Consider the following 20,134-nt stretch of genomic DNA (forward strand, 5'->3'; position numbering starts at 1 on the left):
TGTTATGTCAACTCAACGTGCACCTTTAAGCGAACGCTTATCTCAATATCAACAACATATTAAAACCCCGGCGCCTGCTGTGGCAGGTATTTTAACGCGTGTTGTTGGCCTTACCCTTGAGGCTAGAGGTTTACGTGCACCCGTTGGTAGCCAATGTAAAATAGAAACTATGAACGGCTTTGTAGACGCCGAAATAGTCGGTTTTAACGATCAAACTTTGTACTTAATGCCTAACGACCACATCTCTGGTGTATTACCTGGTGCGCGTGTTATTCCTCAAGTAAATAATTTAGGTTTACCTGTAGGGATGAGTTTATTAGGCCGCGTGGTGGATGGTTTAGGGCGACCGCTAGATGGCTTAGGTAAAATTAATGCTGAGCATCATTTAAAGTTTGCGCAAAATACTATAAACCCGCTTTCAAGAAGACCAATCACTAAACCTATGGATGTAGGTGTGCGTGCTATTAACTCGGTTATCACAGTAGGGCAAGGCCAGCGTATGGGCTTGTTTGCAGGCTCTGGTGTGGGTAAATCAGTACTTCTCGGTATGATGACCCGAGGTAGCGAAGCCGATGTCATTGTTGTTGGCTTAGTGGGGGAGCGTGGCCGCGAAGTAAAAGAATTTATTGAAGAAATACTAGGTGTAGAAGGGCGCAAACGCTCAGTTGTTGTCGCAGCGCCTGCTGATTCATCACCACTTATGCGTTTAAAAGGCTGTGAGAGCGCCGTAACTATTGCAGAGTATTTTAGAGATCAGGGTTTAAACGTATTATTGTTACTCGATTCGGTAACGCGTTATGCAATGGCACAACGTGAAATTGCACTTGCTGTTGGCGAGCCGCCCGCTACAAAGGGTTATCCGCCTTCGGTGTTTGCTAAATTACCTGCGCTGGTGGAGCGTGCTGGTAATGGCGGTGAAGGGCAAGGTTCTATTACCGCCTTTTTCACAGTTTTAAGTGAAGGGGATGATATGCAAGACCCTATTGCTGATGCAGCGCGAGCTATTTTAGATGGCCACATTGTATTATCGCGTGATTTAGCCGACAGCGGGCACTATCCCGCTATAGATATTGAAAAGTCGATTTCGCGTGTTATGCCTCAAGTTGTTTCTGAGCCGCATATGCAACAAGCCCGAGTGCTTAAACAAGTGTATTCAATGTATCAACAAAACAAAGACATGATTACGTTAGGCGCTTATCAAAAAGGGACAGATCAAATGCTCGACCAAGCTATAAATATGATGCCAAGAGTGAATGCATTTTTACAACAAGGTATGCGAGATGTCATTAGTTACGATGATGGTCTGCAAGGTCTTGCTCAGTTACTAGGACAAGCATAATGGCTAAAAACAAACTCGATTTATTGCTCAAAATTGAAAATGATAAAGAAGAAAATTTGCGCATGAGTTACTTACAAGCTAATCAAAACTTGCAATCGAATCAACAAAAGCTACAAGGTTTAAACAATTTTAGACTTGAATACTCTCAGCAGTTACACCTAAAAGGTAAGTCGGGTTTATCTAGTGCAGGGTTTGGTCAGTACCATGCTTTCATAGCTAAAATTGAAGAGGCAATTCGCCAACAAGCAAGTACCGTAAATACCGCTAAGCAAGTTGTTACTCAACGTAAAACTCTATGGCTTAAGCAGCAAATTAAAGCTAAAGCAGTTGCCAAACTAATCGAAAATCAAAAACTCAAAGCAAATGCGTTAATGGCAAAAAATGAGCAAAAAATGTTAGATGAGTTTTCAGCTAATCAGTTTTTTCAACGTCGTAAAGCTTTGTAATTCAGGCACGTTAATTGCTTTGTTACTTAGTGGAATTCAACTTTTGGCGGTATGCGGTGGCATATTGCCGTAATGGTATTAGGTGATTTATGGCGATGAATAACATTTCGTTTTTAGTTTCTTCTGAAAAAGATTCACTGTTAGCTTTTAAAGACAATAGCTTAGCTAATGGCGAAGAAAATTTAGGCGATGAATTTTTAAGTCAGCTAAACGAAGCGCATAACTCTATGGAGCCATTGCTTAAAGGCAATAAAAATCCCGATGCCGAAAATTCGATTGCCATACCTAAGCATAAACAGCCAGAAGAAAATGAAAATCTGAGCGTAAAGCTAGATGAAGTAACAACAGACGAAGTTACTTTTGTGTCTGTTGAGATGCTTGATCAAATTAATTCAGCACAAGCAATGAGCACTTCGGTCAATAAGCCGTTCGATGCAACTAACAGTTTAGAATCAGAAAATGCAGAGCTAGAAGCTACACAAGCAGAGAATATCGAAATAGAAAACACAGAAATAGAGAATACAGAAATAGAGAATTCAGAATTACAAAGCACACCAATAATTGCATCCACTAATACAAGTGATGAAGTATCGGCTAAAGAAGCGAATACAGCGAGTGTAGTGCAAAATCCAATTGCTACTAATGTAGACTCTAAAACGGCTAAATTAACTGATTCAAAAAGCGATAACTTTAGCTCACCACCTTTGAATTCGTTACCATTAAATGAAGGCAAGCATCGTAAAAGTGGTGTAGCTGAAGCTAGTGAAGGGCCATTAAATTCTATAAATAAAAAGCCCGATGACAGCATTGACCCTATATTAGAAAAACCTGAATTTGCATCAATGAGTTCTAAAGAGCAAATAGGACAAAATAAGTCTGCTGATAAAAATAATATAGTTTTGCCAACACCCACCGACAAAGCGGGCGTTACTCAGTCTTCTTTAGCCGCAACTGAAGTTGATAATAATACAGCAATAGATACGTTAATGACTAAAGATGAGAGCTTAATTAAAGCTAATGATGTTATTGCTAGTTTAACGCCGGAGCAGCGCTCACAACTTAACGCGCAAGTTAAGGTATTAGAAAATACTGATTCAAAAAGTAACGCAACTAGTAGCACTTCAAATCTTAAGCAAATGCTTGCGCAATTTATTACTGATAATGAAAAAACGCAGAGCACAGTAACAAAACACTCTTTTAGCGCAGAAATCAATTCACTTAATACAACTGAAAAACAAAGCTTATTAACGCAATTAAACGCCTATATTAAAGCAGAGCAGCCTAAAGGCGAGCAATTGGCAGTGCTTAAGCAAACAGTTAATGAATTAAAAGCTTCAATTGAAATAGGACTTGCCGATACCGCTAAGACCGACTCAAAAACGTTTGTAGCGTCAGAGACTCCTAACACAGTATATAATCCACAAAAGTTAAGCTTAAAGACATCAACAAACGAAGAGGCTGATTTAAATAAAGCCGTAACAACCTCAACTAAGCGTGATGATTTATTAAAATCACTTGAAGAATTACAAAAAGATGGCCTTAAGAAAATAACTGCAGAACAAACACCTGCACGCGTAGCACAAATATTTACGCAAATTACAGCTGCTTTAAATACTCAGCAAGTGAGCACATTAAGCCAATACGACTCATTAAGTTATGAGCAGAGCTTACTTGATACCCAAATAGTACAAACTCAACAATTACAAAGTACATCGCAAGTTAAGCAAGTAAGTATTGATCCTGGTGTAATGCAGGCAATTAATATTGTTAAAAGTGATGCAGCTAAATTACTGCAAGAGCGCGTTAGCTCAATGCTGAGCATTAATAACAAAGAAGCAGAAATTCGCCTAGATCCTCCCGAAATGGGCAGTATGCAAATACGTATTCGTAGCGATGCAGAACAAGCGCATATAAACTTTGTAGTACAAAACCAGCAAGCCAAAGAAGCACTTGAACAATCAATGCCGCGCTTACGTGAAATGTTAGCGCAACAAGGATTAGAGCTTGGTGAAAGCACTATTTCTTATGGGCAATCAGGTGGCGAAACTGCTGAGCAAAGTGAGAGTGGACCCCAAGGTAATTTGGCTAATAATAAGTCAGTTAATGATGAAAACGACGAGCAAGCAAATAACACTGCACAAAGTTCTCGACAACAAACTTCATCATCAATAGATTACTATGCCTAAGTGCTGCTATTATAATAACTAAAACAAGCAAGTACCTTTGCGATTAAAGGAATCATGATGGCTGAAGAAACAAGTTTAGAAATTGAAGAAACCGGTAAAAGTAAAAAGAAACTAATAATAATCATAGTAGCTGTACTACTTATTGTAGGCGGTGCTGCAGGTTACTTTTTTATGTCGGGTTCGGATGCGCCAGTTGAAACCTTAGATGAAGAGACTGCGATGTCAGCAGATGCACCTTCTGCTGCAGTTGGTGATTCAGCTGAAATAGGCAGTGCTTTATATGTGTCAATGCCACGCCCATTTGTATTTAACGTGCCCGGTTCAAGTCGCGACAGAATTGTGCAAATTAAAGTACAGTTACTAGTACGTGGCGAAGTAAATGAAGAAACAGCCAAAAAACACATTCCACTAATAGAAGGGACGCTACTAAGCGTGTTTTCTACTACAACTGCTGATGAGTTAAGTACGAGCTCTGGTAAAGAAACACTTCGTTTTTCTGCACTTGAAAAGGTACAAAAAGCCTTAATGGATGTTGAAGGCAGCAAAGTAATTGAGCGGGTATTGTTTACCGGCTTTGTGATGCAATAAGGGGTTAGCGTGAGCGATTTATTATCCCAAGACGAAATTGATGCGCTATTACATGGCGTTGATGACGTTGAAGAGGAAGATATACACGAAGGTGAAGATGGCGGGGGAAGTACGCTTCAGTACGATTTTTCTTCGCAAGATCGGATCGTGCGTGGTCGTATGCCGACGCTGGAAATTGTTAATGAACGCTTTGCTCGTCATATGCGAATTAGCCTATTTAACATGATGCGCCGCACTGCAGAGGTGTCTATTAACGGCGTGCAAATGATTAAGTTTGGCGAGTATATTCATACTCTATTTGTTCCAACCAGCTTAAATATGGTCCGTTTTAGACCTTTAAAAGGCACTGGCCTGATTACCATGGAAGCACGACTTGTGTTTATTTTGGTAGATAACTTTTTTGGTGGTGACGGGCGTTATCATGCAAAAATCGAAGGCCGAGAATTTACCCCAACAGAGCGCCGAATTGTACAAATGCTCCTTAAAATAATCTTTGAAGATTATAAAGAAGCTTGGGCACCGGTTATGGATGTATCGTTTGAATATCTCGATTCTGAAGTAAACCCAGCTATGGCTAATATTGTAAGCCCAACTGAGGTTGTGGTTATTAGTTCTTTCCATATTGAGCTCGATGGTGGCGGTGGCGATTTTCATATTGCACTTCCGTATTCAATGCTTGAGCCAATTCGAGAGCTGTTAGATGCGGGTGTTCAGTCTGATACTGAAGATACTGATTTACGTTGGAGCAAAGCGCTTCGCGATGAAATAATGGATGTAGAGGTTGAAATATCAACTCAGTTACTTGAAGTTGATTTAACCTTAAAACAAATTATGGAACTCAAAGCCGGTGATATTATTCCAGTTGAAATGCCTGAGCATATAACCGTATTTGTTGAAGAACTACCTACATTTAGAGCCAAAATGGGTCGCTCTCGCGATAATGTTGCGCTTCAAATTAGTGAAAAAATTAAACGACCTGATTCAGTTAAATCTGAGCTGCATGTATTTACCAAAGGCGGCAAGAAAATTGACTCAGATGCAGAATTAGCAGAACTAGAAGATGATTTACACCTCTCTGACGGTGTAGACTTAGACTGGTAATTGATTAAAAGGTTAAAAGTATGAGCGATGATCAAGACACAATGGATGAATGGGCAGCAGCATTAGCAGAAGCCGAAGCTCCAGATGATAGTAGCGAAGCACATGTTGCAGAGCTTGATGAGTTAAGTGATTCAAAACACGAAATGAGTGGCGATGAAAAACGAAAACTCGACACTATTTTAGATATCCCCGTTACTATTTCAATGGAAGTAGGACGCTCTAAAATTAATATTCGTAACTTATTGCAACTTAACCAAGGCTCTGTTGTTGAGCTTGACCGTGTTGCGGGCGAGCCGCTAGACGTGCTAGTTAATGGTACTTTGATAGCCCATGGTGAAGTAGTTGTAGTAAACGACAAGTTTGGTATTCGCTTAACTGACGTGATAAGCCAAGTAGAGCGGATCAAAAAACTACGATGAGCTTATTAGTTGCTTTAACGAGTTCCGTTTTTTCAAAAGCAGATGTGGCAACACCTACTGGAGATATACTCTCTATGGTGCTGTCGCTTGTAATGGTGCTAGTACTAATTATTGTGCTGGCATTTTTTGTTAAAAAGCTTAATCCAAATTTAGCAAACAGCGATGAATTTAAAGTAGTCAGAAGTCTACCTTTGGGTTCTCGCGAGCGTTTAATGGTTGTTGAGATAGATAATGCTCAGCATTTACTTGGTGTAACTCCCCACAGTATTAATTACTTACACAAGTTAGAAACTCCATTAAGTGAAAAAGAACTACCTGAACTCGCTAAACGATTTGGTAAACTTTTAAACCCGCAATCAAACCAAAATAAAAAGAATTAAACCTATGACAAAGTGGCTGCTTATTATTTTTGCCATGGTGTTTGTACCAAATGTAAGCGCAGAAGGAATTGATGCGCTTACTATTACAACAAACGCTGATGGCACACAAGATTACTCAGTAACGTTACAAGTTTTAGCAATTATGACGGCGCTGAGTTTTATACCGGCTGCCATAATTATGATGACCTCCTTTACACGAATAATTGTTGTACTCGCCATTTTGCGCCAAGCGATTGGTTTGCAGCAAACACCGTCAAACCAAGTGTTATTAGGGATGTCGCTTTTTCTAAGTATTTTTATAATGTCGCCTATTTATCAGCAGGTAAACGAGCGAGCTATAGAACCTTACTTAAATGAGCAGGTTACTTCAGTACAAGCTTTAGAGCTGGCTAAAGAGCCAATGAAAGCCTTTATGCTTTCTCAAGTGCGTCTCAAAGACTTAGAAACGTTTGCTAAAATTGCAGGTTACGATCAGCTAGATTCGCCACAAGATACACCGTTAATAGTGCTTATACCCGCCTTTGTAACCAGTGAATTGCAAACCGCATTTATAATAGGGTTTATGTTTTTTATCCCATTTTTAATTGTTGATTTAGTGGTCGCCTCAGTATTAATGGCGATGGGTATGATGATGCTTTCACCCATGATTGTGTCCTTACCGTTTAAAATTATGTTATTTGTACTTGTAGACGGCTGGAGCTTAGTGATGGGGACTCTAGCCAAAAGCTTTGGTTTAGGGACTTAGTATGCAAAGCATTAACATGACCCAACAATAGGAGTACAACATGGAACCGGAAATTTTTGTTGATATCCTAAGTGACGCTCTTTTTTTAGTTATTAAGCTGGTGTCTGCAATTGTAGTCCCAGGCTTAATTATTGGTTTAGTTGTGGCTGTGTTTCAGGCCGCAACGTCTATCAATGAACAAACATTGAGCTTTTTACCTCGTTTATTAATTACCATTAGTGCGCTTATTGTGGGTGGGCATTGGCTTACTCAAGAGCTAATGGACTTTTTTACTCGCCTAGTATTACTTATTCCTGAAATTGCAGGTTAAACGTGGAATACCCCTTTGCTGTCGTTATTCAATGGTTGAGCGATTTTTTGTTGCCGCTGGTACGCATTAGCTCAATGATTATGATTATGGCTGGTTTGGGGGCTAAAAATGTTCCTACACGTATAAAAATGGGTTTATCGGTTGTTGTAACTTTTGTTGTAGTTCCTGTTCTGCCCCCAGCTACATTCACTAATTTATTTTCGTTTGAGATGATTTTAGTCGTTATTCAACAAATGATGATTGGTGTTGCTATTGGTTTTGCATCTATACTTTTATTAAATACTTTTGTGTTAGCAGGGCAAATACTCGCGATGCAAACCGGTTTAGGTTTTGCTTCGGTTATTGACCCTTCTAATGGCGCGAGTGTGCCTGCTGTGGGCCAGTTTTTCCTTATTTTGGCCACCCTATTATTTTTTGCTTTTAACGGTCATTTAATGATGATTCAAATGGTGGTGCATAGTTTTCAAGTGCTACCCATTGATGGCACATGGTGGTCTGTAGATCATTACTGGGACATAGTGACCTGGGGCGGCTGGATGTTTACTACAGCACTTGTACTTTCACTTGCACCGCTTACCGCGATGCTCGTTATTAATATGTCGTTTGGTATTATGACGCGTGCAGCGCCGCAATTAAATATTTTCTCTATTGGTTTTCCGTTTACCTTGGTAGCGGGACTTATTATTATTTGGGCGACACTAGGTAACTTTGTTACTCAGTTTGAGTTTCAATGGTTAAAAATGGTTGAGCTAATGTGTACTTTAGTTGGTTGCTCACCTTAGGAGAAAGTCATGTCTGAAGACTCAGGACAAGAAAAAACAGAAGAACCCACATCCAAAAAACTTGAAGAATCTAAAAAGAAAGGCCAAATAGCGCGCTCAAAAGAGCTAGGCACCATGTTTGTACTTATTTTTTCGGCTATATCGCTTTTGATGTATGGGCCAGAAATTGGCAAAGGTTTATACAATGTAATGGGCCGAACCCTTAGCTTAAATCGCAACGAAGCCTTTGATACCACTAAAATGTTTGCCGTATGGGGAGAGGTTGCAGACGCTTTAATGTTTCCTATGGCTATGTTTGTATTAATTATAGTTTTGGCTGCATTTATTGGTAATACGTTATTAGGTGGTTTTAATTTTAGCTGGGAAGCCGCTGCACCTAAAGCAAGTAAAATGTCGCCAATGAAAGGCTTTAAACGTATGTTTGGCCCGCAAGCGGCTATTGAGCTTGTAAAGTCACTTTTAAAATTTGGTTTGGTTGCAAGTTTTGCTATATTTTTAATTAATACCTATTTTGATGAAATACTGCATTTAAGTTTAGAAAGTGCACCAGGTAATATTATCCATGCCTTAGAGATTTTAGGCTGGATGTTTTTAGGCCTTTCATGCACTTTAATTATTATTGCGGCTATTGATGCACCATTTCAAAGTTATAACCATAACAAACAACTTAAAATGACAATGCAAGAGATTAAAGATGAGTATAAAAACTCTGAAGGTGACCCACAAATAAAAGCGCGTATTAGGCAAACACAAAGGCAAATGTCGCAAAATCGTATGATGCAAGATGTCCCTGACGCTGATGTTATTGTTACCAACCCAACTCACTACTCAGTAGCATTAAAATACGATACAGAGCGCGCAGGAGCGCCAATAGTGCTTGCTAAGGGTATCGATGAAATGGCGATGCAAATTAGAAAAGTAGCAATAGGGAATGAAGTACCTATTTTAGAATCCCCTATGTTGACCCGAGCGCTTTATCATACGGCTGAAGTAGGAGAGCAAATACCTGATCAGCTATTTACTGCAGTAGCGCAAGTTTTAGCGTATGTATTTCAGCTTAAGCGCTTTAATAAAGGGCGCGGTAAACGTCCAACTAAGCTCAATAACAAGCTCCCAATCCCCGATGCCTACAAGTATTAAACCGTTAACTTAGTAACTTGGAATAGTTATTGCTAATTCTACGTAGTGTCAATTTTTTGAAATTGTAGAATTATGAGTTTTAAAGCGGTATTACAACAACTTAACAGAGACAAAAAAGACTATGCCAAAGGGGTAGGTACTCCTTTGCTTGTGCTTGCAGCCTTGGGAATGGTGATCTTACCGTTACCGCCATTTTTACTCGATATCCTTTTCTCGTTTAATATTGCCCTCGCATTAGTGGTTTTACTCGTGACTGTTTACACGATGAAGCCGGTTGAGTTTGGTATATTCCCCTCTGTATTACTAATCGCTACGATTATGCGTTTAGCGCTTAACGTTGCCAGCACTCGAGTTGTATTACTTGAAGGTCATAATGGTGGTGATTCTGCCGGTAAAGTAATTGAAGCGTTTGGCTCAGTTGTTATTGGTGGTAACTACGCAGTTGGTTTGGTCGTATTTTTAATCCTTATTATTATTAACTTTGTGGTAATTACCAAAGGTGCTGGGCGTATTTCTGAGGTATCTGCACGTTTCACCCTTGATGCAATGCCGGGTAAACAAATGGCAATCGACGCCGATTTAAACGCTGGTTTTATCAGTGCTGAGCAAGCGCGTGACCGCCGCGAGGAAGTAACTCGCGAAGCCGATTTTTACGGCTCAATGGATGGTGCGAGTAAATTTGTAAAAGGCGATGCCATTGCAGGTATTGTTATATTAATCATCAATATTGTTGGTGGTTTATTTGTCGGTATGATTCAACATAATTTGAGTTTTGGCAACGCAATGGAAGTATATACATTACTTACCATTGGTGATGGCTTAGTTGCTCAACTCCCTTCTTTACTGCTTTCAATTGGTACCGCGATTGTTGTAACACGTCAAAATGAGTCGCTCAATATGGGTGATCAATTTAAGAAACAACTAGGTAACGAAAAATCACTCTTTATTGCTTCAGGTATTTTGATCATCATGGGTTTAGTGCCTGGTATGCCGCATTTTGCTTTTTTAAGTTTAGGTGCGTTATTGGGTTATTTAGCTTACTACACACAGCAAACTAAGTTAAAAGCCGCTGCAGCAGAAGCCGAAGAAGCCGCCAGTGGCGGAAGCGCTGCAACAGGTATTGCCAATAAACAAGAGCAAAAAGAACTTGGTTGGGATGATGTTCAGCAGGTTGACGTAATTGGCCTAGAAGTAGGTTACAGATTAATTCCGTTGGTAGATCAATCTCAAGGTGGTGAGCTACTTAATCGTATTAAAGGTGTACGTAAAAAGCTTTCTCAAGAACTTGGTTTTTTAGTACCACCTGTTCATATTCGCGATAATTTAGAGCTTGATCCAAATGCTTACAGAATAACGCTAATGGGTGTTTCAACCGGTGAAAGCGAACTTAAACATGGCGACGAGCTAGCGATTAACCCAGGGCAAGTATTTGGTCCTATTAAAGGGGTTGAAACTAAAGATCCTGCGTTTGGCCTTGATGCAGTATGGATCAAGCCTGATCAAAAAGATGAAGCGCAATCACTAGGTTATACCGTTGTAGATTCAGCCACGGTAGTCGCCACTCATATTAGCCAGTTATTAACTAACAGTGCGGCGTTGCTACTAGGGCATGAAGAAGTTCAAAACCTGCTTGATATGCTTGCTAAAAGCCATCCTCGCTTAGTAGAAGGACTAGTACCTGATGTGCTGCCATTAACTGCAATTGTAAAAGTGCTGCAAAATTTATTGAATGAAGGTGTAGCTATTCGCGATATGCGCTCAATTGTTCAAACCCTTGTTGAGTATGGTCCGCGTAGCCAAGACCCTGATGTATTAACGGCTGCAGTGCGTATTTCTCTGCGTAGGTTAATTGTTCAAGATGCGGTGGGCATGTCATCAGAAATCCCTGTCATAACCTTGGCACCTGAGTTGGAACAGATGTTGCATCAGTCATTACAAAATGCAGGCGATGAAGGTGCCGGTATTGAGCCTGGACTTGCAGAGCGACTTCAAGTGTCATTGACACAAGCGCATCAAAATCAAGAAATGGCCGGTGAACCTTCTATATTGCTAACGTCAGGAATGTTACGCACTGTGTTATCTCGTTTTGTTAAGTACACCATTCCAGGATTGAGAGTGATGTCTTATCAAGAGGTACCAGACGAAAGACAGATCAAGATTGTTAGCTCTGTAGGCCAACAATAAGATTTTAACAGGGGTTGAATCATGAAAATTAAACGTTTTTTTGCTAAAGATATGCGCACAGCACTTAAAGAAGTTAAAGATGAGTTAGGTGTTGATGCGGTTATTATGTCAAATAAGAAGCTGGCTAACGGTGTAGAAATTGTAGCGGCAGTTGATTATGACAAAGCAGCCCCTAAAGTAGCAGCGCAACCACAACGTACTGCAGAGCCGCGTGCTCAAGCTCCACAGCAAAGTATGCATAATTTTGTAAAACCAGAGCCTCAGCGTGCCAAACCAGAGCCGCAGGCAAAAGTGGCTGACAGCCTACAAGCTTTATTAGAGCGCCAATCACCGCGTCCTCGCTCCCCTGAACTTGCATCAATGTTTTCACAATCAGGTATTGATACTACAGATAACTATCAAGAACCAGTTATGGAACAGCGTACTAAAAATATGTTTGCTCCTGAAAATGCAGCGCCAGTTCGTCCACAAACTCAAGCGGATAGCTTAGGTTTTGATGATTTAGACAGCGACTTTGATGATTTAGATAGTCCAGTAACTGCTCGCCAACAAACACCCAATAATGAAAGCGAAGAAATGACAACAATGCGTGAAGAAATGAACGCAATTCGTCAATTGCTTGAGCATCAAGTATCGGGCTTAATGCAGCAAGATATGGCGCGTCGCGATCCAACACGCGCTTGCATGGTTGACCGCTTAGTCGGTATGGGTATTGATAAAGAAGTAGCGCAACAAATGGCATGTTTTGTACCTGATGATGTATCTCGTAAGCAAGGCTGGAAAGCGTTGTTAACGATGGTCGAAGATCAAATGCAAACAACCAATAATGAAATACTTCGCCAAGGTGGTGTATATGCGTTAGTGGGTCCAACAGGTGTTGGTAAAACAACAACAGTTGCTAAGCTTGCAGCTTTAGGCGCACAAAAATATGGCGCTGATAAAGTGGCCTTAATAACCACTGATACATACAGAATTGGTGCTTATGAACAGCTTGCTACTTACGGCCGTATTATTGGTTGTGGTGTAAAGCAAGTTAAAGATGCTAATGAATTAGCTGAAGTTTTATATCATTTACGAAATAAACGTCTAGTATTAATTGATACAGCAGGTATGAGTCAGCGAGATTTACGTTTAACTGAGCAGTTAAACACGTTAATGCGTAACCAACGTGTGGATATTCGCAGCTACTTAGTACTAAGCGCGACGGCACAAATTAATGTATTACAAGAAACAGTACGTCACTTTAAAAAAGTACAGTTAAGTGGTTGTATTTTCACTAAGTTAGATGAATCATTAAGTTTGGGTGAGATTATTAGTATTGCGATTCAAAATCGCCTTCCAATAGGGTATCTTACTAACGGTCAACGAGTGCCAGAAGATATTCGTGTTGCAAATGCTGAAAAACTAGTGAAAAAGGCTGAGCAGTTATATTTAAAAAGAGCAAAAGCACAACATTCAAGGCACCAAGCAGTGGCGCCAAGTACAGTAGGGATGTATGATTAACACAGTATTAGATCAAGCAAGCGGCCTGCGCAAAATGAGTCAAAACAATAACAACGGCGTAAAAGTTATCGCTGTAACCGGTGGTAAAGGTGGGGTGGGGAAAACAAATGTTTCTCTAAATACCGCTATTGCACTAGGGCAACAAGGTAATAGAGTATTAGTGCTGGATGCTGACCTAGGTTTAGCAAACTGTGATGTGATGCTTGGTTTACGTGTAGAGCGCAATTTATCACACGTTTTGTCAGGTGAATGTGAGCTTGACGAGATTTTAGTTGAAGGGCCTGCTGGTATTAAAATTGTACCTGCTACATCGGGCTCGCAAAGTATGGTTGAATTATCGCCATCTGAGCATGCCGGGCTAATTCGTGCATTTAGCGAATTGAATACCGAATTTGATATTTTAATTGTAGATACAGCCGCTGGTATTTCAGACATGGTGCTAAGCTTCTCACGAGCAGCACAAGATGTAATGGTTGTAGTGTGCGATGAACCAACATCAATAACCGATGCTTACGCACTTATTAAAGTATTAAGCCGCGAGCACGGTGTTTATAAGTTCAAAATTGTTGCCAATATGGTCCGCAGTATGCGTGAAGGCACTGAATTGTTTGCAAAACTATCTAAAGTTACCGATCGCTTTTTAGATGTTTCAATGGAGCTAGTAGCAACGGTTCCTTATGACGAAAATATGCGCAAAGCAACACGTCGCCAAAAGGTGATTGTTGAGCTCTTTCCAAGTTCGCCAGCCGCTCTCGCGTTTAAAGCGCTGGCGACAAAAGCAGTTAAATGGCCAATACCAAATCAACCATCTGGGCATTTAGAGTTTTTCATTGAGAAACTAGTAAACGGCTAATTATGACAACATTGGTGAATAGAGCTATGGGATATCAATCAACACAAAACTTAAATGTGATTGTTGAGAAACATGCATCACTTGTTAAAAAAGTGGCATGTCATCTAATTGCTCGATTACCACCTAGCGTTCAGCTTGATGATTTAATTCAATCAGGAATGATAGGTTTAATAGAAGCTTCAAAAAACTTTGATGCAACAAAAGGCGCAAGCTTTGAAACCTTCGCCGGTATTCGTATTCGCGGGGCTATGCTTGATGAAATGCGCCGTGGTGATTGGGCTCCTCGTTCAGTACACCGTAAAAGCCGACAAGTTGCAGAAGCAATTACTGGGCTCGAAAGCAGTTTGAATCGCGAACCAACAGATATAGAAGTTGCTGAAAAACTTGAAATTTCACTCAATGAGTACCATCATATTTTAAATGATGTTAATACCAGTAAAGTATTAGGCATAGAAGACCTTGGTGTAGATGAGGATGTTATTACTCCCGTAGGCCAAGATTTAGCGCTAGACAAACCTTTTAATAATGTTAAAAATGATCGGTTTAATGAGTCTTTGCTAAATGCAATAAAGTCATTACCAGAGCGTGATGCAATGGTACTTTCTTTATACTATAACGATGAAATGAATTTAAAAGAAATAGGACATATACTCGATGTAAGCGAATCGCGTGTAAGTCAGATACATGGTCAGGCGATGATTAAGCTTAAAGCTAAAATCAATGACTGGATAAACTAGTAGTAAGTAAACTAAGGTTAATACCTCACTGGGGGATGTTTTGGATAAAAACATGAAAATTCTTGTAGTTGATGATTTTTCAACGATGAGACGAATTATAAAAAACCTATTACGTGACTTAGGTTTCACTAATGTTCAAGAAGCTGATGACGGGTCTACAGCTTTGCCTATGTTACAAAATCAAGTATTTGATTTTGTGGTTACAGATTGGAATATGCCGGGAATGCAAGGTATTGACCTTTTAAGAGCAATTCGTGCAGATGATAAGTTAAAACATATCCCTGTATTGATGGTAACGGCAGAAGCTAAAAAAGAACAAATAATAGCTGCAGCGCAAGCTGGCGTTAATGGTTATATTGTTAAGCCATTTACGGCTGGAACATTAAAAACTAAATTAGAAAAAGTATTTGAACGCTTAGGCTAATGATGGGGGAGAGGCTTATGTCAGCACCAGCTGCGCCTCAAATAACGTTAGAACAAGCTCGTCAACTCGTCATTTATTTAGAAAACGATGAGCAAGATAAAGCTAATCAGTTGATTTTAGAGACAGCTTCGCAAGAGCAGTCTAAATTATTTGCTGAAGTTGGGAAGTTGACTCGTCAACTGCACGAAGCACTTAAAAGCTTTGAGCTTGATACTCGCTTAACTAACATAACGACAGATGCGATTCCAGATGCTAAAAAGCGGCTTAATTATGTTATAGAAATGACAGAAAATGCGGCTAATAAAACAATGGATGCTGTTGAGGCTAGTTTACCTATAGCTCAGCAACTTGCAGATGAAATATCTCATATCAAACCGACATGGGATCGTTTAATGAGCCGGGAGATTGAGCTTGGTGAGTTTAAACAACTTTGCCATAGTATCGATAAGTTTATGAATAACTCTCATCATAAAACGGATGAGCTTCAAAGCTTAATGACAAATGTACTAATGGCTCAAGACTATCAAGACTTAACAGGTCAAGTTATTCGCCGTGTTATAGAACTTGTTAGAGAAGTAGAAGAAAGCTTACTTCATCTTTTAACAGCGTTTGCTGAACAAGATGACAGTGACAACACAGCGAATAAAGTAGAACAACAAAAAATAAAAGAACCAGTTGCCACACAAACTTTAGCAGGTCCTGAAGGCCCTATTATTGATAAAGAATCGCGTAATGATGTTGTATCTGATCAAGATGAAGTCGATGATCTTTTATCAAGTTTGGGCTTCTAAGAGGAGAGTAACTGCATGTTTGAAGTCGATGAAGATATTTTACAAGACTTTCTTGTAGAGGCAGGAGAAATCCTAGAGCTTTTATCTGAACAGTTAGTTGAACTGGAAAATAATCCAGAAGATACCGAGTTACTAAATGCCATATTTAGAGGCTTTCACACTGTAAAAGGTGGTGCAGGTTTTTTAGCTATGACAGAACTTGTTGATGCTTGCCACGGCGCTGAAAACGTATTTGATTTACTACGTCAAGGCGTGCGAACGGTCAATTCAGAGTTAATGGATGTTATTTTACAAGCGCTCGACACCATTAATGAAATGTTCGCGACTATCCAAAATAGGGATAAGCCAGAACCAGCAGATCCTGAGTTACTTCAAACCCTCCATATTTTGGGCCTACCTCCAACAGAAGCCGAGCTTAACGGAGTCGCTTCAGAAACTGACGTTGAACAACCTCTTGATGAAGTAGTTGATACGCCAATAGCTGATGAGGAAGATCCATTTGCATTTGATGAAATGTTTAGCGGAACTCCTTCGGTTAGTGATGCTGAAATAAACGAAATCACTGAAGATGAATTTGAAAACTTACTTGATGAACTACACGGTAAAGGACAAGGTCCTGCAGTTGAAAAGCCAGTAGCAAGTAGCAGTGATTTTAATGGTGATATTACTGATGATGAATTTGACAGCTTATTAGACGAGTTACATGGAGTTGGCAGTTTTGGTGAGGTTGAGAGTAAAGCACCTGAGCAAAGTAGTGTAGTTAAAGCACCTGTAGAACCAGCTAAACCAGCGTCAAATACTGCTAATTCATCAGATGATGAAATTAGTGATGATGAATTTGAAGCGCTTCTTGATGAACTTCATGGTAAAGGCACTGCACCTAAATCAATAGAAAGCACTCCAGCTGTGAAACAGCCCAATATCCCAGCTAAACCAGCTGCAAAAGCGAGTGTGCCTGTAAAAAAACCAGAACCTGTAAAAGCACCCGCTTCTAAACCGGTAGAAAAACCGGTTGCTAAAGCAGCGCCAGCAACGCCTAAAAAATCAGCGCCACCAGCAGCAGAGACGACAGTTCGCGTAGATACAAAACGACTTGACCAAATTATGAATATGGTTGGTGAGTTAGTACTTGTGCGAAATCGTTTGGTTAGTTTAGCGACCAATTCAGACAGTGAAGCAATGGGTAAAGCAATCTCTAACTTAGATGTAGTGACTGCTGATATTCAAGGCGCGGTTATGCAAACGCGAATGCAACCAATTAAAAAGGTATTTGGTCGTTTCCCTCGCGTAGTACGCGATTTAGCACGCAGCTTAAACAAAGACATTGACTTACAACTTGTAGGTGAAGAAACCGATTTAGATAAAAACTTAGTGGAAGCACTAGCCGATCCGCTTGTGCATTTAGTTCGAAACTCAGTTGACCACGGTATTGAAATGCCAGCTGTTCGTGAGGCTGCCGGTAAGCCTAGAACAGGTAATGTTACTTTATCAGCGTCTCAGGAAGGCGACCATATTTTGTTGACCATTAAAGATGATGGCGCTGGTATGGATGCTGAGAAACTGAAAAAAATAGCAATTAGTAAAGGCGTGCTCGATCACGATCAAGCGAGTCGACTTTCTGACACTGAAGCATACAACCTAATTTTTGCACCTGGCTTTTCTACAAAAGAAGAGATATCTGACATTTCAGGTCGTGGTGTTGGAATGGATGTGGTGAAAACTAAAATCACCCAATTAAACGGCTCTGTAAGTATTCAATCTGAGTTAGGTGTAGGTACTATTTTAGAGATAAAAGTACCACTTACCTTAGCCATATTACCGACCTTAATGGTAATTGTTGGCGCACAAACATTTGCGTTACCACTTGCAGGTGTTAGTGAAATATTCAACTTAGATTTAACGAAAACAAATGTGGTTGATGGGCAATTAACAATTATTGTGCGTAAAAAGGCAATACCGTTATTCTACCTCGAGCACTGGTTAGTTAAAGGCTCAGATCGTTCACAGCGAAAAGCAAAAGGCCATGTAGTTATTGTGCAAATTGGTACGCAGCAAATTGGTTTTGTTGTTGACTCATTAATTGGCCAAGAAGAAGTAGTGATTAAGCCGCTTGATGCGTTACTTCAAGGAACACCAGGTATGGCAGGTGCTACAATAACTTCGGATGGTGGCATTGCACTGATTTTAGACGTTCCAAACATGTTAAAACATTACGCAGGCTAATAATAAAGTAGGTATATATTTAATATATACCTACGCATAAATTTAATAAGAGAGCTAAATGGCCGTTAAAGTTTTAGTTGTTGATGATTCAAGCTTTTTTCGCCGCAGGGTAAGCGAAATTCTTGAGCAAGATAGCGACATACAAGTTATAGGCTTTGCTGTGAATGGCAGAGAAGCTGTTGAAAAAGCAGCTCAGCTACGTCCAGATATGATCACTATGGATGTCGAAATGCCTGTGCTTGATGGTATTAGTGCAGTTAAAGAGATAATGGCGAGTAATCCAACCCCGATCTTAATGTTTTCATCACTAACACGTGATGGCGCAACAGCAACGTTTGATGCGCTAGATGCTGGAGCAATGGATTTTTTACCGAAAAAATTTGAAGACATCGCTCGCAATAATGAAGACGCTATAAAGCTTTTACAAAATAAAGTGAAAGATATAGGGCGAAGACGTTTACCGCGAACGTTTAAAGCTGCAACACCACCTAAGCCAGTAATATCAACTAAACCGATAACAAGCTCACTTTCGCAAAGAACAAACATACTAACACCTTCGATAAAACAACCCGATAGAAGCTTTCAAAGAGCAGCCCCTACAACATCGTCAGGTTCAAATATTGCCTCAATGCGAGCAAGTGGAAAGCAATACCAGCTTGTGGCTATTGGCACTTCTACAGGTGGCCCTGTTGCACTACAAACTATACTGACTCAATTGCCAGCTAATTTCCCTCACCCTATTTTACTTATTCAGCATATGCCTGCAGCTTTTACACCTGCATTTGCGGCACGTTTAAATGGCCTGTGCCAAATAAAAGTGAAAGAAGCGCAACAAGGTGACCGCTTACAACCAGGAACGGCTTATCTAGCGCCTGGCGGACAGCAGATGATGGTAGAAGGGCGTGGTGCAAATAGAACACTGCGCGTATTTGAAGATCATAGCGAGAGAATAAGTTATAAACCGAGTGTAGATGTAACTTTTGCCAGTGCAGCAAAAACGTATCAAGGCGATGTGCTTGCTATCGTTTTAACAGGCATGGGCGCTGATGGACGTGACGGTGCAAGAATGTTAAAGCAAACGGGTGCAACCATTTGGGCACAGGATGAGAAAAGCTGTGTTGTTTATGGAATGCCTCAAGCCATTGCTAATGCGGGGCTTTCGAGTGAAAGCTTAGCATTAAACGATGTTGCAGCACGTATCAAGAGAGAGGTAGGTTGTGGATAAACTCTCAATATTTGGACTATTTGTAGCACTGGGCGCAATAGGTTTAGGTTACTCTTTAGAAGGTGGCGTTGTTTCTGCTTTATTTAATGGTCCTGCCCTTATTATTGTATTAGGCGGCACGCTTGGTGCTGTTATGTTGCAAACATCAGCAAGTACCTTTAAAAAAATGCTAAATATGAGCTCTTGGGTTTTTGTTGCGCCACAATATGATATTGAAGATGCAATAGATCAAGTTAAGCGATGGTCTCATAAGGCACGTCAAGAAGGTTACTTAGCGCTTGAAAACGAAGCGCTAGCTCACCCAGATGCATATGCAGCAAAAGGTTTAAGCTTGCTTGTAGATGGCTGCTCAGAGCAAAAACTACGTGACACGCTTGAAATTGACTTACTGCTAGAACGCGATCGCTTGCTTGAAGCCGCACGTGTTTATGAAGCGATGGGGGGCTACAGTCCTACCATTGGTATTTTAGGTGCTGTGCTTGGTTTAATACAGGCAATGTCGTTTATTACCGATCCACAAATGCTTGGTGCAGGCGTTGCAACGGCATTTATCGCGACCATTTATGGTGTTGGTTTAGCTAATTTATTGTTTTTACCTATGGCAAATAAGTTAAAACAGCGTGTAGAGCAAAAAATGCTTTACCATGAAATGCTTGCCGAAGGTGTGATTGCGATAAGCGTTGGCGAAAGCCCAGTAAATATAGAATTAAAGCTTGAAGCCTACCGTGTAGAGCGTCCTAATTTAGTGGACGAATAAC

General features: G+C 40.3%; 20 protein-coding genes. All 20 read left to right on the forward strand.

Going from position 1 to position 20,134, the window contains the following annotated elements; genetic code table 11:
• Positions 1–4 precede the first annotated feature (4 nt).
• The 20 genes from fliI (at position 5) to GQR52_RS12740 (ending at position 20,133) form a co-directional block, all read left to right on the forward strand.
• Complete coding sequence (gene fliI / locus GQR52_RS12645; protein ID WP_002959338.1) at positions 5–1,339, forward strand: flagellar protein export ATPase FliI; 1,335 nt, start codon at positions 5–7, stop codon at positions 1,337–1,339.
• Entirely contained in the window at positions 1,339–1,785 is a 447-nt protein-coding gene (fliJ, locus tag GQR52_RS12650; RefSeq protein ID WP_024589948.1) for a flagellar export protein FliJ, read from the forward strand. The genes fliI and fliJ overlap by 1 nt, the downstream gene beginning before the upstream one ends.
• Before the next feature lie 89 nt (positions 1,786–1,874).
• Positions 1,875–3,971: a flagellar hook-length control protein FliK gene (locus GQR52_RS12655; RefSeq protein ID WP_165728697.1), complete on the forward strand. Its 2,097-nt coding sequence runs from the start codon at positions 1,875–1,877 to the stop codon at positions 3,969–3,971.
• 57 nt (positions 3,972–4,028) lie between these two features.
• Positions 4,029–4,559 (forward strand): flagellar basal body-associated protein FliL, encoded by a 531-nt coding sequence (gene fliL, locus GQR52_RS12660; RefSeq protein WP_007585800.1) that lies wholly within the window; start codon positions 4,029–4,031, stop codon positions 4,557–4,559.
• Between the two features lie 9 nt (positions 4,560–4,568).
• Positions 4,569–5,660 carry a flagellar motor switch protein FliM gene (gene fliM, locus GQR52_RS12665; protein ID WP_007585802.1) on the forward strand — a complete coding sequence of 364 codons (1,092 nt, stop codon included), beginning with the start codon at positions 4,569–4,571 and terminating at the stop codon, positions 5,658–5,660.
• A 20-nt stretch (positions 5,661–5,680) separates the two neighbouring features.
• Positions 5,681–6,079, forward strand: coding sequence for a flagellar motor switch protein FliN (gene fliN / locus GQR52_RS12670; protein WP_007585803.1), 399 nt, complete (start codon positions 5,681–5,683; stop codon positions 6,077–6,079).
• The gene (fliO, locus tag GQR52_RS12675) at positions 6,076–6,459 is read left to right on the forward strand and encodes a flagellar biosynthetic protein FliO (protein WP_007377952.1); all 384 of its coding nucleotides are present in this window, start codon (positions 6,076–6,078) and stop codon (positions 6,457–6,459) included. Before fliN ends, fliO begins: the two co-directional genes overlap by 4 nt.
• 4 nt (positions 6,460–6,463) lie before the next feature.
• The gene (gene fliP, locus GQR52_RS12680; protein WP_165725378.1) at positions 6,464–7,204 is read left to right on the forward strand and encodes a flagellar type III secretion system pore protein FliP; all 741 of its coding nucleotides are present in this window, start codon (positions 6,464–6,466) and stop codon (positions 7,202–7,204) included.
• Positions 7,205–7,244: 40 nt separating this feature from the next.
• Positions 7,245–7,514 (forward strand): flagellar biosynthesis protein FliQ, encoded by a 270-nt coding sequence (fliQ, locus tag GQR52_RS12685; protein WP_002959325.1) that lies wholly within the window; start codon positions 7,245–7,247, stop codon positions 7,512–7,514.
• 2 nt (positions 7,515–7,516) lie between these two features.
• Complete coding sequence (fliR, locus tag GQR52_RS12690; protein WP_165728698.1) at positions 7,517–8,296, forward strand: flagellar biosynthetic protein FliR; 780 nt, start codon at positions 7,517–7,519, stop codon at positions 8,294–8,296.
• A 9-nt stretch (positions 8,297–8,305) separates the two neighbouring features.
• Complete coding sequence (flhB, locus tag GQR52_RS12695) at positions 8,306–9,436, forward strand: flagellar biosynthesis protein FlhB (protein WP_007585806.1); 1,131 nt, start codon at positions 8,306–8,308, stop codon at positions 9,434–9,436.
• A gap of 72 nt (positions 9,437–9,508) precedes the next feature.
• Positions 9,509–11,620, forward strand: coding sequence for a flagellar biosynthesis protein FlhA (gene flhA, locus GQR52_RS12700; RefSeq protein ID WP_010553901.1), 2,112 nt, complete (start codon positions 9,509–9,511; stop codon positions 11,618–11,620).
• 21 nt (positions 11,621–11,641) lie between these two features.
• The gene (gene flhF / locus GQR52_RS12705) at positions 11,642–13,123 is read left to right on the forward strand and encodes a flagellar biosynthesis protein FlhF (RefSeq protein ID WP_165728699.1); all 1,482 of its coding nucleotides are present in this window, start codon (positions 11,642–11,644) and stop codon (positions 13,121–13,123) included.
• Positions 13,116–13,976: a MinD/ParA family protein gene (locus tag GQR52_RS12710; RefSeq protein WP_007585809.1), complete on the forward strand. Its 861-nt coding sequence runs from the start codon at positions 13,116–13,118 to the stop codon at positions 13,974–13,976. Before flhF ends, GQR52_RS12710 begins: the two co-directional genes overlap by 8 nt.
• A 26-nt stretch (positions 13,977–14,002) precedes the next feature.
• Entirely contained in the window at positions 14,003–14,713 is a 711-nt protein-coding gene (locus tag GQR52_RS12715; protein ID WP_165728742.1) for an RNA polymerase sigma factor FliA, read from the forward strand.
• A 40-nt stretch (positions 14,714–14,753) separates the two neighbouring features.
• Positions 14,754–15,137, forward strand: coding sequence for a chemotaxis response regulator CheY (gene cheY / locus GQR52_RS12720; RefSeq protein WP_008132609.1), 384 nt, complete (start codon positions 14,754–14,756; stop codon positions 15,135–15,137).
• Between the two features lie 17 nt (positions 15,138–15,154).
• Positions 15,155–15,928, forward strand: coding sequence for a protein phosphatase CheZ (locus GQR52_RS12725; RefSeq protein WP_007585814.1), 774 nt, complete (start codon positions 15,155–15,157; stop codon positions 15,926–15,928).
• Between the two features lie 15 nt (positions 15,929–15,943).
• Positions 15,944–18,151: a chemotaxis protein CheA gene (locus tag GQR52_RS12730; RefSeq protein WP_165728700.1), complete on the forward strand. Its 2,208-nt coding sequence runs from the start codon at positions 15,944–15,946 to the stop codon at positions 18,149–18,151.
• A 58-nt stretch (positions 18,152–18,209) separates the two neighbouring features.
• On the forward strand, positions 18,210–19,376 hold the full coding sequence (locus tag GQR52_RS12735) for a chemotaxis response regulator protein-glutamate methylesterase (RefSeq protein ID WP_165728701.1): 1,167 nt from the start codon (positions 18,210–18,212) through the stop codon (positions 19,374–19,376).
• Positions 19,369–20,133 carry a flagellar motor protein gene (locus GQR52_RS12740; protein ID WP_024589938.1) on the forward strand — a complete coding sequence of 255 codons (765 nt, stop codon included), beginning with the start codon at positions 19,369–19,371 and terminating at the stop codon, positions 20,131–20,133. Before GQR52_RS12735 ends, GQR52_RS12740 begins: the two co-directional genes overlap by 8 nt.
• Position 20,134 lies beyond the last annotated feature (1 nt).

Origin of the sequence: Pseudoalteromonas sp. 31A1, assembly GCF_011378815.1 — a bacterium.
Lineage (GTDB): Bacteria > Pseudomonadota > Gammaproteobacteria > Enterobacterales > Alteromonadaceae > Pseudoalteromonas > Pseudoalteromonas arctica.

Coding starts and splice junctions, on each gene's coding strand:
- fliI (WP_002959338.1), top strand. CDS start 5: ATGTCAACTCAACGTGCACCTTTAAGCGAACGCTTATCTCAATATCAA.
- fliJ (WP_024589948.1), top strand. CDS start 1,339: ATGGCTAAAAACAAACTCGATTTATTGCTCAAAATTGAAAATGATAAA.
- GQR52_RS12655 (WP_165728697.1), top strand. CDS start 1,875: ATGGCGATGAATAACATTTCGTTTTTAGTTTCTTCTGAAAAAGATTCA.
- fliL (WP_007585800.1), top strand. CDS start 4,029: ATGGCTGAAGAAACAAGTTTAGAAATTGAAGAAACCGGTAAAAGTAAA.
- fliN (WP_007585803.1), top strand. CDS start 5,681: ATGAGCGATGATCAAGACACAATGGATGAATGGGCAGCAGCATTAGCA.
- fliO (WP_007377952.1), top strand. CDS start 6,076: ATGAGCTTATTAGTTGCTTTAACGAGTTCCGTTTTTTCAAAAGCAGAT.
- fliP (WP_165725378.1), top strand. CDS start 6,464: ATGACAAAGTGGCTGCTTATTATTTTTGCCATGGTGTTTGTACCAAAT.
- fliQ (WP_002959325.1), top strand. CDS start 7,245: ATGGAACCGGAAATTTTTGTTGATATCCTAAGTGACGCTCTTTTTTTA.
- flhB (WP_007585806.1), top strand. CDS start 8,306: ATGTCTGAAGACTCAGGACAAGAAAAAACAGAAGAACCCACATCCAAA.
- flhA (WP_010553901.1), top strand. CDS start 9,509: ATGAGTTTTAAAGCGGTATTACAACAACTTAACAGAGACAAAAAAGAC.
- flhF (WP_165728699.1), top strand. CDS start 11,642: ATGAAAATTAAACGTTTTTTTGCTAAAGATATGCGCACAGCACTTAAA.
- GQR52_RS12710 (WP_007585809.1), top strand. CDS start 13,116: ATGATTAACACAGTATTAGATCAAGCAAGCGGCCTGCGCAAAATGAGT.
- GQR52_RS12715 (WP_165728742.1), top strand. CDS start 14,003: ATGGGATATCAATCAACACAAAACTTAAATGTGATTGTTGAGAAACAT.
- GQR52_RS12725 (WP_007585814.1), top strand. CDS start 15,155: ATGTCAGCACCAGCTGCGCCTCAAATAACGTTAGAACAAGCTCGTCAA.
- GQR52_RS12730 (WP_165728700.1), top strand. CDS start 15,944: ATGTTTGAAGTCGATGAAGATATTTTACAAGACTTTCTTGTAGAGGCA.
- GQR52_RS12735 (WP_165728701.1), top strand. CDS start 18,210: ATGGCCGTTAAAGTTTTAGTTGTTGATGATTCAAGCTTTTTTCGCCGC.